Origin of the sequence: Clostridium estertheticum (assembly GCF_011065935.2) — a bacterium.
Lineage (GTDB): Bacteria > Bacillota > Clostridia > Clostridiales > Clostridiaceae > Clostridium_AD > Clostridium_AD estertheticum_A.
Map to the genome: position 1 here is coordinate 3,016,730 of NZ_JAAMNH020000001.1, position 12,959 is coordinate 3,029,688.

Annotated in this window: 11 protein-coding genes; 2 read left to right on the forward strand and 9 right to left on the reverse strand. The window is 32.4% G+C overall.

Features of this window, described 5'->3' with window-relative positions:
- Positions 1-60: 60 nt before the first annotated feature.
- The 7 genes from G9F72_RS14380 to glyA form a co-directional block, all read right to left on the reverse strand.
- Positions 61-1,452 carry a sigma-54 interaction domain-containing protein gene (locus G9F72_RS14380; RefSeq protein ID WP_164955341.1) on the reverse strand — a complete coding sequence of 464 codons (1,392 nt, stop codon included), beginning with the start codon at positions 1,450-1,452 and terminating at the stop codon, positions 61-63.
- 166 nt (positions 1,453-1,618) lie between these two features.
- Entirely contained in the window at positions 1,619-2,569 is a 951-nt protein-coding gene (arcC, locus tag G9F72_RS14385; protein ID WP_164955342.1) for a carbamate kinase, read from the reverse strand.
- 33 nt (positions 2,570-2,602) lie between these two features.
- Complete coding sequence (gene argF / locus G9F72_RS14390; RefSeq protein ID WP_202054824.1) at positions 2,603-3,604, reverse strand: ornithine carbamoyltransferase; 1,002 nt, start codon at positions 3,602-3,604, stop codon at positions 2,603-2,605.
- A gap of 93 nt (positions 3,605-3,697) precedes the next feature.
- Positions 3,698-5,206, reverse strand: coding sequence for an alanine/glycine:cation symporter family protein (locus G9F72_RS14395; RefSeq protein ID WP_164955344.1), 1,509 nt, complete (start codon positions 5,204-5,206; stop codon positions 3,698-3,700).
- A gap of 223 nt (positions 5,207-5,429) precedes the next feature.
- Positions 5,430-6,260: a DNA-binding domain-containing protein gene (locus G9F72_RS14400; protein WP_164955345.1), complete on the reverse strand. Its 831-nt coding sequence runs from the start codon at positions 6,258-6,260 to the stop codon at positions 5,430-5,432.
- On the reverse strand, positions 6,257-7,525 hold the full coding sequence (locus G9F72_RS14405; RefSeq protein WP_164955346.1) for an ATP-binding protein: 1,269 nt from the start codon (positions 7,523-7,525) through the stop codon (positions 6,257-6,259). The genes G9F72_RS14400 and G9F72_RS14405 overlap by 4 nt, the downstream gene beginning before the upstream one ends.
- A gap of 180 nt (positions 7,526-7,705) precedes the next feature.
- Positions 7,706-8,935, reverse strand: coding sequence for a serine hydroxymethyltransferase (gene glyA, locus G9F72_RS14410; protein WP_411955935.1), 1,230 nt, complete (start codon positions 8,933-8,935; stop codon positions 7,706-7,708).
- Positions 8,936-9,320: 385 nt separating this feature from the next.
- On the opposite strand from glyA, the gene G9F72_RS14415 reads away from it, so the two are divergent.
- Both G9F72_RS14415 and G9F72_RS14420 read left to right on the forward strand, forming a co-directional pair.
- Complete coding sequence (locus tag G9F72_RS14415) at positions 9,321-10,094, forward strand: threonine/serine exporter family protein (RefSeq protein ID WP_164955347.1); 774 nt, start codon at positions 9,321-9,323, stop codon at positions 10,092-10,094.
- Entirely contained in the window at positions 10,091-10,516 is a 426-nt protein-coding gene (locus G9F72_RS14420; RefSeq protein WP_164955348.1) for a threonine/serine exporter family protein, read from the forward strand. The genes G9F72_RS14415 and G9F72_RS14420 overlap by 4 nt, the downstream gene beginning before the upstream one ends.
- Positions 10,517-10,560: 44 nt before the next feature.
- Here G9F72_RS14420 and G9F72_RS14425 read toward each other — a convergent pair whose 3' ends face one another.
- Positions 10,561-10,848 (reverse strand): metal-sensitive transcriptional regulator, encoded by a 288-nt coding sequence (locus G9F72_RS14425; RefSeq protein WP_164955349.1) that lies wholly within the window; start codon positions 10,846-10,848, stop codon positions 10,561-10,563.
- A gap of 281 nt (positions 10,849-11,129) precedes the next feature.
- Entirely contained in the window at positions 11,130-12,914 is a 1,785-nt protein-coding gene (gene aspS, locus G9F72_RS14430; RefSeq protein ID WP_164955350.1) for an aspartate--tRNA ligase, read from the reverse strand.
- Positions 12,915-12,959 lie beyond the last annotated feature (45 nt).

Here is a 12,959-nt window from a genome sequence, read left to right on the forward strand (position 1 = left end):
TTAATATATACTAAATTACGCCTGCTATTTTCAATGCATAACATCTTCAATCATATGATCCTATTCCTCTACTAATTTATGTATCTTTATTTTGTATTGAAGATTTTGTCTTGAAATACTAAGTTCTCTAGCGGTTCTACTAACATTAAAATCATTCTTTTTTAACATTCTTTCTATTATTTTCTTTTCAATATCACTCATATAGTTTTCCAAATTAAAGCATCCCTCATTATTTGCTGTAATGTCGGAATCATTATTACAATTTTCATAGGCTATTCTAAAATCAAAATAGTTTTCTGTTAAAATGGAATTATAGTCTGCCATATTTATTGCAGCTTCAATAACATTTGTTAGCTCGCGAACGTTTCCTTCCCAATGATATTCTTGAAGTTTTTTCATCATTACATCATCAATACCTCTTATATTTTTACATAGAATCTTATTATATTTTTCAATTAACTTGTCCACAAATATAGGAATATCATCTTTTCTCTCTCTTAGTGGTGGTATATTTATTCTCAGTACACACAACCTATAATAAAAATCTTTTCTTAATTTTCCACTTTCAATAAGTTTCTCTGGTTCTTCATTTAATGTAGCTATTATCCTTACATCAATGTCTATATTTTTAGTACCTCCAATAGGTCTTATGTACCCCTCTTGAAGTACCCTTAAAAGTTTAGATTGAAGATATGGTTCTAGTGAATTAACTTCATCTAATAAAATGGTTCCATGATTTGCTTCTTCAAATAATCCTTTTTTATTCTCAGCTCCCGTAAACCCACCCTTTTCTGTGCCAAAAAGCATTCCTTCTAGCAATAGGGCAGGAATAGCGGCACAATTTATAGGTATGAAAGGCTTATCTTTTCTTAGCCCATCATAATGAATGCTTTGAGAAAACACTTCTTTTCCTGAGCCAGTTTCTGCATATATTAATACAGAGGAACTAGACACACTAGCTTTTTTAGCTTTTTCAATAGCAATTTTCATAGTAGGATTATTACCATATATATCTTTAAAGGTGTAATGTCTATTTAGCTTTTTATCTAGATTTTGCAATTTACAAATGCTTTCAGTTAGCTCTTTTAGCTGAGTCATATCTTTAGATATTTCAATCACTGCTATAACTTTATTATCTACGGTTACTGGAACTGTAGTATTTATAGTGGTGACTTTTTTCTTATATCCATTACTATAATGTTGTATTAAGCCCACAATTTTTTCACCAGTCTTTAATACATTCATAAGGGTAGAATCATCTTCTTTTACATCCTCTAGATACTCGCTAACCTTTTTTCCTAAGACTTCACTAGGCTCTATACCTTCTACTTTTCCCATTACACTATTATAATATATAGTCTTGCCATCACTATCTACTACTTGAATTCCTTCTTCTAAATTTTCTAATAGACATGCTAATATCTTTTCTGCGTTTGGAATTTCACTATGCATATAAGCCCCCTAATGCAATATTTAACTATTCATAATATTATACCATATGAAATTTCATTGTGAATTTTTTTTAACCTAAAAACTACCGAAATATATTTTCTATATTTCGATAGTTCCTTTATTTCAAAATATTGACGTTTTACAATTACTAACCCTGGAATCACTGTTAGTTTACTATAACTGTTCCCGCCGCTTCCCTTATTGCTTCCCTGGCCTTCTCAAGGGATGTTATAATTGCTTTTCTACCTTCTTTTGCTTCAACGAAACAAAGAGCCGCTCTTATTTTTGGAAGCATGGAACCAGGGGCAAAATGACCTTGTTCAATAAAGCTTTTTGCTTCTTCTACAGTTACTCTTGAAAGATTCTTTTGATTTGGCCTGCCGAAATTAATAGCAACCTGTTCAACTGCTGTAAGTACAACTAATACATCTGCATTTAATAATTCTGCTATTTTACCTGAAGCAAAATCTTTATCTATTACTGCTGGAACTCCTACAAGATTTCCATTTCCTGTGTCAACTACAGGTATGCCTCCCCCACCAACAGTTATAACAACATGTCCAGCTTCAACTAATGTTTTAATAATAGGTTCTTCAACTATATCCTTTGGAAGAGGAGACGCCACCACTCTTCTCCAACCTCTATTTGAATCTTCCTTCATTATATATCCTTTTTCAGTCATTAATTTCTTAGCCTGCTGCTCTGTAAAGAAAGAACCTACTGGTTTAGTTGGATTCTTAAATCCTGGATCATTTATGTCTACTATTACTTGAGTAACTACAGTTGCAACTTCCTTATGTATCCCTCTTTTTCTCATCTCCGCCCTAATGCTTTGTTGCAGATGATATCCTATATACCCTTGACTCATGGCACCACATTCAGGGAAAGGCATTATTGGGCTATTTTCATTTATAGAAGCTGCTGCTTCATAAGTAGCCACAAGTTGTCCTACTTGTGGGCCATTTCCATGGGCAACAATCACCTCATGTCCCTCTTCAATTAAATCTACAATAGCCCCTGAAGTTTGTCTTGCAGTTACGAGCTGTGCTTCCGCTGTAGTATCCTTTGGATTTGCTTGCAGGGCATTACCTCCAAGTGCGATTACTATTCTTGCCATATTCATTTCTCCTTTTATATAATTTATTTTAGTCTAGTCTCCAAGCGTAGCAACCATAACTGCTTTAATTGTATGCATTCTGTTTTCTGCTTCATCAAATACTATAGAATGTTCACTTTCAAATACTTCATCTGTAACTTCTAAACCTTCAAGACCATATTTTTCAAATACATCTTTACCTACAATTGTCTTTAAATCATGGAATGCTGGTAAACAATGCATGAATTTAACATTTTTATTTCCTGTTAATTTAATCATTTCCATATTTATTTGATATGGTCTTAAAATTTTGATTCTTTCTGCCCAAACTTCATCTGCCTCTCCCATTGATACCCATACATCTGTATATAGTACATCTGCATTTTTCACCCCTGCTTCTACATTATCTGTAATAGTAATTTTTGCTCCTGTTTCTTTAGCGGTTTCATTACATTTTTGGACTAATGCTGTATCAGGAAATAAGCTTTTTGGTGCTACAATTCTAAAGTCCATACCCATCTTAGCAGCACCTATCATCAATGCATTTGCCATGTTGTTTCTTCCATCTCCAGCATAAACAAATTTAATTTCATTTAGTGGTTTTGGAAAATGTTCTTGCACGGTTAAAAAGTCTGCAAGAATTTGTGTTGGGTGATCTTCCGTAGTTAATCCATTCCATACAGGCACTCCTGCACATTTTGCTAATTCTTCAACCACTTCTTGGCCATATCCTCTGTATTCTATACCATCATACATTCTTCCAAGAACTCTTGCTGTATCTGCTACGGATTCCTTTTTTCCAATTTGAGTTCCTGTAGGTCCAAGGTAAGTTACATGTGCTCCTTGGTCTAGCGCACCCACCTCAAAAGCACATCTTGTTCTTGTGGAACTCTTTTCAAATATTAATGCAATGTTCTTACCTTTTAATGTCTGCCGCTCTGTCCCTGCATACTTAGCTCGTTTTAAATCTCTAGCTAAATCTAAAAAGTAATTTATTTCCTTTGGAGTAAAGTCCATCAAAGTTAAAAAGTTTCTGTTCCTTAAGTTAAACATAATAAATTCCTCCTAATATTTTAATCTTTTATATTATTTTTATAAGTTAATGCTACCCACGTGGCATGCCACTTGCCACGTGGGTGGCACCATATTTTAAACCATAGGTTTATTTACATCTCCTACCTTTTCCTTTAATGCTGCAATCTGTTCTCCATAGTTCTTTTCAACGATGTCATCCCATATTTCTGCACCCTTAATCCCGCATCTCTTAGGAACAAAAACTGGATCCAAACCCATCTTTTTTTGCTGCTCATAATCTTTAAGAGTTGCAAGAACAGGTTTTGTTAATAGTATAATAGCAATTATATTCAGCCATGCCATCATACCAACACCAATGTCTGCAAGATTCCAAGCCATACTTGATGTACGGATTGTTCCATAAAATGTAGATACTACTAAAATGATTTTCGTAACAAATGAAATAGTTTTTAAATTTTTACTATTTTTAAATAGATATGCAACATTACTATCAGTATAGTAGGCAAATGCTAGCAATGTAGTGAATGCAAAGAAGAAGATAGCTATAGCAATAAATGGACTGCCAAGACCGGGAATCAATGTATTTATAGATTCTTGAGCGAAGGCAGGGCCAACACCAACTCCTGGAAGATGCTCTACTAAAAATCCACCAGCAGGATTCGCAACATTGTATTTTCCTGTAGAGAGTATCATAAGTGCAGTTGCAGTACAAACGAATAATGTGTCTATGTATACTGAGAAAGCTTGGACAAGACCTTGCTTTGCAGGGTGTGATACTTCAGCTGCACCGGCAGCTTGTGCGCCAGTACCCATTCCTGCTTCGTTAGAGTAAAGCCCTCTTTTTACTCCCCACATAACTGCAGTTCCAAATATAGCACCGAATGTTGCATTAAGGTTAAATGCAGAACTGAAGATTAAGCCAAACATTGCGGGTACATTTTTAAAATTTATAACCAAAATAACTAAAGCAATGAGAATATAAGCGCCTGCCATAAATGGCACAACTGCACCCGCGAAATTACCAATTCTTTTAATACCACCGAAAATTACAAATCCGAATAACACAGCAACAAAAATTCCTGTAACATATGGAGAGATACCAAAAGCAGTGTTTGTTGACTCTGCAATGTTAAACGCTTGTATTCCTGGTCCTGTAAAACCATTTCCTATAATAGTTACTATAGCAAATAGTATAGCAAAAGGTTTATTTTTCAGGCCTTTTTCTATATAATATGCCGGACCTCCACGGTAATCACCAATAATATCTTCTTTCCACACCTGGGCCAAAGCAGATTCTGCGTAAGCTGAACCCGCTCCTAAGAAAGCAATAATCCACATCCAAAAAATTGCTCCTGGGCCACCATAGAATATTGCAGTAGCAACTCCAGCAATATTTCCAACACCTACACGTCCACCTAATGCCATGGCAAAGCTTTGAAAAGATGAAACACCTTTTGTAGAACTCTTTCCTCCAAACAATTGCCCTACCATGTCTTTGATTAGGCGTAGCTGTGGAAATCTCATTCGTAATGAAAAATAAATTCCTGATCCCAAACAAAGATAAATCAAACCAGAACTCCAAAGCAAACTTGCAATTTTACCTGTTAAAGTAGCAAAATCCATTTAATAAGCCTCCCTCATAATAATTTCTAAATTTGTGTTGTTATGTAGATGCATGCTTAGTTCATTTTAAATCACTTTCAAAATCGAGTAAGTAATCGATTTCTTTTATTTTTTTTATTTTAACAACGTAATTTCAAAAACCATCAATTTACGTCAAAAAAAATATTTAGAATTCTAAATATTTTTAGAATTCTAAATATTCCTTATTGTTAAGACTGCTATTTTAGTCTATTTCACAATATAGTAGAAGGCCTTCAAAAAATTTGTTTATAGAGATTTTTCCTCCAGTATTTTTTTTGCCTTTTATATGATCCATCTCAGCTTTCACGCTGGAAAAATCAAAAAGCACATTTGCATAAGTATTAAAAGTTTCATTCATATAATCTTCAATTCCTAAGTTTGCCATATTCCCCAGTCCATTTTTAATGGCTCTTCGAATCCTTTGCTTTACAATCTCTGGATTATCTCCAAAACAAGTAAAAAGTTCCTCTAAATTAAATTCAGAAAAGGATTTTTTGGTTTCAATTATAATTGCACATATTTTTATTATATCTGTTGTTCCCTTTTCACCAAGCATTCCAAGAATACTTAAAATGTGTTTTACTTCCTTTAGGCTGTCTTTTATATCCGTATTGGGTTGTTCCGAACTTTTCAACATTTTTTTTATACTAGACAACATCATTTTCATTTCAATATTTTCTGCAACTTTTGAGGTCACTTTTTCTACTTCAATTTTATTAATGGGTTTACTTATAAAAAATTCTATTCCTGATTTGTATGAATCTGTGATAAGCTCACTATCTAAAACCTGAGATATCATAATAAAACAAATATCAGGTTTTAATATCTTGAGCTGCTGTACAAGAGTATTTCCATCCATTTTAGGCATAAGAAAATCTACAAGTACAATATCAGGGCTTAATAAAAGTATTTCGTTATAAGCAGTTTCGCCATTATTTGAGAACCCTATAACTTCAAATGAATTGTTTTCTTCTATTATATTAGTAAGTATTCTTACCATACTCATGTCATCATCAACAATATAGTATCTCATATAGGTTCTCCTTCCATTTTATCTTCTTTTATTTTTATAGTGAATTCCGTACCTTTATCCGTTTCGGAATGGACATCTATCGTACCTGAAAAAATATCATTAACAATGCCTTTAACATGGGCAAGTCCTATGCCTCGACAAATGTCACCAGTCTCTACATTAAATTTTGTTGAAAATCCAGGATTGAAAATATATTCAATATCTTTCTCTTTTATTCCTTTACCATTATCGGATATAACAAAAACATAGTATCCTTGGCTCTTGCTAATAGAAATTTTTATATTCCCATTTTTCATTTCTTCCATAGCTTCTATGCTATTGTAAATAAGGTTTCTCAGTACGGAAACCAAATAAAAATGTTCCTTCACGTTAAAACTATCTAATATTTCGAAGTTTAAACTTACATTAGATTTATTTCTTTTTACATGCTCTTTTACATCAATCTCAATAATAATTGCAATATCTCTAATATTCATATTAACCGTATCTGTTTTTTCGCCAACCATTTCTTCTAATCCTTTTATAACGCTGATATAGTCCTTTTTTATTTCGTGCACATCTTTTGCTATATCAAGAGAAATATTTTTTAAATCGCAAGAGTAATTTTGTTCCGAAATGTCTTTATAAAGAGAATAAGCTTTTTTCATTACATCTTCAATATCCGAATTGTTTTTGTTCATAAAATAAATTTCACTTTTCACACTTGAAGTCATTAATATTAATTTTCTATATCTTTCTTCATGCTCTTCCTTTATCAGTAAGAATTTGTAATATTTCAGTAGTAATATTATAGATATTGCTATTGCAGTTCTTGTAAAGGCTATAATCGCTAAATCTTGGAACAATAGATAGCTATACCCTTTGAAACCAAGCATTATGCTAATTTCTATAATGTTTGAAAAAAGATCACAGAAAAATACAGAAAAAAATAAATCCGTTAAATTCGTTTTTGGTTTTCTCAAATAGAATAAATAAAATAATATGCCATAGCTAAAATAAAACAAAACATCAGCGCCTATAAATCCAAGGGTAGTATGTAAATTCTTAGTCCCAACGTATAAGAATATTCCCCTATAAAGGGGAGAAATTATGCCAGTTGCAAAGATAATTTCTATTGCATTAAATTCCTTATAAAAATAAAGAAAAACAGGCAATATGACAACTGACAAGGTTATTATAAACCCTGGAACAAAAAAATTTATATTAACTTGAGATGCTAGGGCTATGCCTATAGAAATAATAAAAATAGACTTTATCTTTTTCATGATTGTCTCCCTTATATACAAAATATTATATTAATAATAATATTATTATATATCAAATTAATTAATTCTAACACTTTAAAGACCTTAAATTACTTTACAACAAATAAACAAAAGCACCTGCTCCTAAGCAGATGCCATTGACTATATACTAAAATTATATTTTTTTATTACTCAATTGCCCTAATATAATGGGAACTTATTACATAATTGAACTACTTTTTCTCTAATTCCTTCTAAATTTCCTTCTCTATTTTCTATAGTTTCATTCATAAGGGCCGCTATTATTTTCATTTCTGCTTCTTTAAAGCCTCTAGTAGTTACAGCAGGTGTTCCAATTCTTATTCCACTTGTAACAAACGGGCTTAGAGTTTCATTTGGTACTGTATTTTTATTTACAGTAATGCCCACAAGATCTAATAGCTTTTCTGCTTCTTTACCAGTTATATTTTTATTTGTTAATTCTATAAGTAAAAGATGGTTATCTGTCCCGCCAGATACTAATTTAAATCCGTATTTTAAAAGTTCTTCACCTAAAACTTTTGCATTTTTAACTACTTGTTCAATGTAAACTTTGAATTCTGGCCTAAGAGCTTCTCCAAAGCAAACAGCTTTAGCAGCTATAGTCTGCATTAATGGTCCACCTTGCATACCTGGGAAAATAGACTTGTCTATTTGTTTTGCATATTTCTCTTTACATAAAATTGCTCCACCTCTAGGTCCTCTTAATGTTTTATGAGTAGTAGTTGTGACAAAATCAGCATATGGTACTGGCGACTGATGTGCTCCTGTTGCTACAAGCCCGGCTATATGAGCCATATCGACAAACATATATGCTCCAACTTCATCGCAGATTTCTCTAAAGGCTGCAAAATCTATTGCCCTTGGGTAAGCAGACGCCCCAATTACTATCATTTTAGGGTTATGCTCTTTAGCGAGCGTCCTCACTTCTTGATAATCTATTGTTTCTGTTTCTAAATTAACGCCATAAGGAATGATGTTATATAAAATTCCTGAAAAGTTTACTTTACTTCCATGAGTTAAATGTCCGCCATGGCTCAAATTCATACCGAGTATTGTATCTCCTGGTTTTAGTACAGAAAAGTATACAGCCATATTGGCTTGTGAACCTGAATGAGGTTGCACATTAGCATGTTCAGCACCGAAAAGTTCTTTCATTCTATCACGTGCTAAATTTTCTACTTTATCCACTACTTCACAACCACCATAATATCTCTTAGCAGGATAGCCTTCCGCATATTTATTAGTTAATATAGAACCATTTGCTTCCATTACAGCCTTGCTAACAAAATTTTCAGAAGCTATTAGTTCAATATGATCCTCTTGTCTTGTATTTTCCTCTTGAATAATTTCATAAACTTTTAAATCACTGTTTTTTAAGTATTCCATCATATACGTACCCTTCCTCTCATCTTTTAAATTAAATTATTATTTTTATTCAAATTTATAAAAATAAATATTATACTCCCATTATAAAATTTTATAGCTTATTAATCAACCTAAAGATGAAAATTTCCCCAAATGTTCTGAATTATTCGCGAAATATATCTATTATGAGAATTGAAAACCCTTAATAGCATAATTATATATATATATATGTATCATATTTCATATTAAAACAATAATAAATAATTCAATTTTCTAAATAATAATGTTTTATTAGATTTATGGTATATAATGATAGTGCGAATTTATTATATAATATACATAATTTTGTATTTACGATTTATCATAGCTATAAAAATCTAAAATTAGTTTTGTACTGAAAGGAGATCCCATGCATATTGATGATATTATTCATGTAGCTACCGAAGCTGGTAAAATCATATTAGAAAATGGCGGAGAAACTTATAGAGTTGAGCAAACAATTACTATGATATGTAAGTCCTATGGCATACCGCACACTGAAAGTTTTGTTACTCCAACTGGCATTATGGTCTCAATTACTAACAGTGAAAATAGGACTATTTCATTAGTTAGAAGAATAAATACTAGAACCGTTAATCTTCGTAAGGTTGCCATGATAAACAATTTGTCAAGGCAAATAGTTTCAAAGCCTCTATCCATGGCAGATATGAGAAAAGAAATTGAGTATATTAATAATATACCACCATATTCTCGAAGAACCACAACATTTTTTGCTGCTGGATCCTCAGGATTCTTCACCTTGCTTTTTGGCGGAAATTATAAAGATTTTTTTATAGCCTTTATAATTGGTGCTCTTATAAATTATTTAAGTGGATATTTAGAAAAATTAGAGATGAATGGTTTTCTCAAAAATATGTTAGGTGGTGCTTTAGCTGCAACCATAGCTCTTATAGCAGCAGCTTTAGGTTTAGTAGGTAATATGGATACTATAATAATAGGATCCATAATGATACTAGTTCCGGGAATCTCTATAACAAACGCAATACGGGATACTATTGCTGGAGATTTAGTTTCTGGGGTATCACGGTCAATAGAAGCACTATTCGTAGCTATTGCCATATCTGCAGGCACAAGTATAGTTTTCAAAATATGGGTATTGTTATTTGGAGGTGGTTTAATATGATCCTTAATTCATTTTATGCTTTTTTAAGTTCTCTCGGTTTTGGAGTATTATTTAATATTAGAGGTAAAAACCTAATTATCGCATCACTTGGAGGAGGTCTTACCTGGTTCACCTATCTTCTTACCGCAAGACTACAACCCTCCTTAGTTTTTTCATTGTTTCTTGCCTCTCTTGTAGGTAGTATTTACTCAGAAATAATGGCAAGAATTTATAAGAGTCCTGTTACCATATTTATAATTTGTGCAATTATACCTCTTGTTCCAGGTGGTGGAATGTATTATGCCACTCTTGAGGCAGTAAGAGGGAATTTTGATGCTTCTCTATCCAAAGGTGTTGAAACCCTGTTTAGTGCAGGAGCTATTGCAATTGGAATAGTTTTTGTATCTTCCATAAGTACAATTTTCAAAAAAATAAAGAAGTAAAATTTGCTATCAAATTTTACTTCTTTATTTTTTATAGTTATTTATTATTTTAAAAACATAAGGAAAGTTGAAACTAGCTCCTGAATTTTTTCTTCTTCAATTGGGTCATCTTCATGTAAAAGACAGTTTTTTGTATACCTCTCTAAAACTAAGCCACCAACCTTACTCATAGCGGCGCGAGCTGCCGCAACTTGAACCAATATGTTCTTACAACAAGCTTCACTAGTCACCATTTTTTCTATGCCTTTAACCTGTCCTTCTATTTTTCTTAGTCTCACTTGAATATCTCTCACTAGCTCATCATTTATTGCTTTATCTTTTTCTGTTGTCATTTTACCACTCCTATACATAATATAGTGAACCAATGTCATTAGTTAATTGTCATCTTAGGCGCTATACCGTTATCTAATTTAATGGAATATATAAATACTGTTCACAATTACCATACCCGGTATAGGTACTATTAATAATTATAGCATCAGAATTATTACAAATCAAGGTATAAACAGTGGAATTAATACATAAATTTTGTATATTTAAAAATTATGGACATAAAAACAGCATAATATTTTATATATTATGCTGTTTACTATAATAATACACACTTAATGTGTTATTTTTTTATTTCTGTTTTTGTGATACCTAATTCCAGAAGTTGCTTGTCATCAACTATGTTTGGTGCTTGGGTCATTGGACAGAAAGCATTTTGATTTTTAGGGAATGCTATTACATCTTTAATGTTTTCTGTTCCCGCTAAGAACATTGTTATTCTATCTAGTCCAAATGCGAGTCCGCCGTGTGGTGGTGGTCCGAATTTGAATGCTTCTAGTAAGAAGCCAAATCTTTCCCATGCCTTTTCCTGAGTAAATCCTAAAACTTTAAACATAGTTTCTTGTAGACTAGAATCGTGTATTCTTATACTTCCGCCACCTAATTCCTCTCCATTTAATACCATATCATAGGCTTTAGCCCTAACTCTACCCGGCTCTGACTCTAAATATTGTAGATCTTCATCCATTGGCATTGTAAAGGGATGGTGAGCTGCTACATATCTATTTTCTTCTTCGTTATAATCTACCAGTGGAAATTCTGTAACCCATACAAAGTTAAATTCTTTATTATCTTTTAAGATTTCTAGCTCTTTAGCTAACTGTAATCTTAAAGCACCCAGTGCTTGTAGAACTACGCTATCCTTATCTGCAACAATAAGTACTAAATCTCCAGCCTTTGCCTCCACCTTATCTAATATAGCTTGCATTTGCACTTCACTTAAGAACTTAGCTATAGGGGATTTAATCTCATCTTCTTTACACGCAATATAGGCAAGGCCTTTTGCTTTGTAAGCTTTAACAAACTCACCTAATTTGTCTAATTTTTTTCTGCCCATATCTGCAGAATTAGTAACTTTTATTGCTCTTACTGAGCCACCATTATCTATGGCATTTTTAAATACTACAAATTCACAATCACTTGACTCCTCAGTAATATTAACTATTTCCATTCCAAATCTTAAATCTGGTTTATCTGAGCCATATTTATCCATAGCTTCTTTGTATGTTATTCTTTTCATAGGAAGCATAACATCTTCATTTACTACTTCTTTAAATACTTTTTTAATAAGTGCTTCATTTACTGCTATAACATCGTCCTGCTCTATAAATGACATCTCTATATCCACTTGTGTAAATTCAGGTTGCCTATTTGATCTTAAATCTTCATCTCTAAAACATCTTGCTATTTGGAAGTACTTATCATATCCAGACACCATTAATAATTGTTTAAACAATTGTGGTGATTGTGGAAGTGCATAAAAATTTCCTGGATAATTCCTACTTGGAACTAAATAGTCACGAGCACCTTCTGGAGTACTTTTTGTAAGCATAGGCGTTTCTATTTCTAAAAAACCATTCTCATCTAAAAAATCTCGAATTACTTTAGTTGTCTTATGGCGTGTCATAAGAATTTTTTGCATATCTGGTCTTCTTAAATCAAGATATCTATATTTTAGACGTATATTTTCTGAGGCATCTAAATCTTCTTTTATATATATAGGTGGAGTTTCTGATTCAGATAATATCTTTATACTTTCTCCTTTAAGCTCTACTTGCCCAGTTGGCATATTGTCATTAGGAGATTGTCTTTTAATTATTTCACCAGTTACAGCAATACAGTACTCTGGTTTCACTAAATCCGCTTTTTCAAAAGCTTCCTTGTTTATTTCTTCACCAAAAACTAACTGAAGTAGTCCTGTTCTATCTCTTAAATCGATAAAAACAAGCCCTCCTAAGTTTCTTTTTGTTTGAACCCAACCCATTACTGTTGTTTTACTTGATATGTGTGTTTCACGAAGATCCCCACACATATTTGTTCTCTTTAAACCATTTAATGCTTCTGCCATTTTGTTCCCTTCCTCTCTTGACAGTTAATTCTTAATTCACAGCCC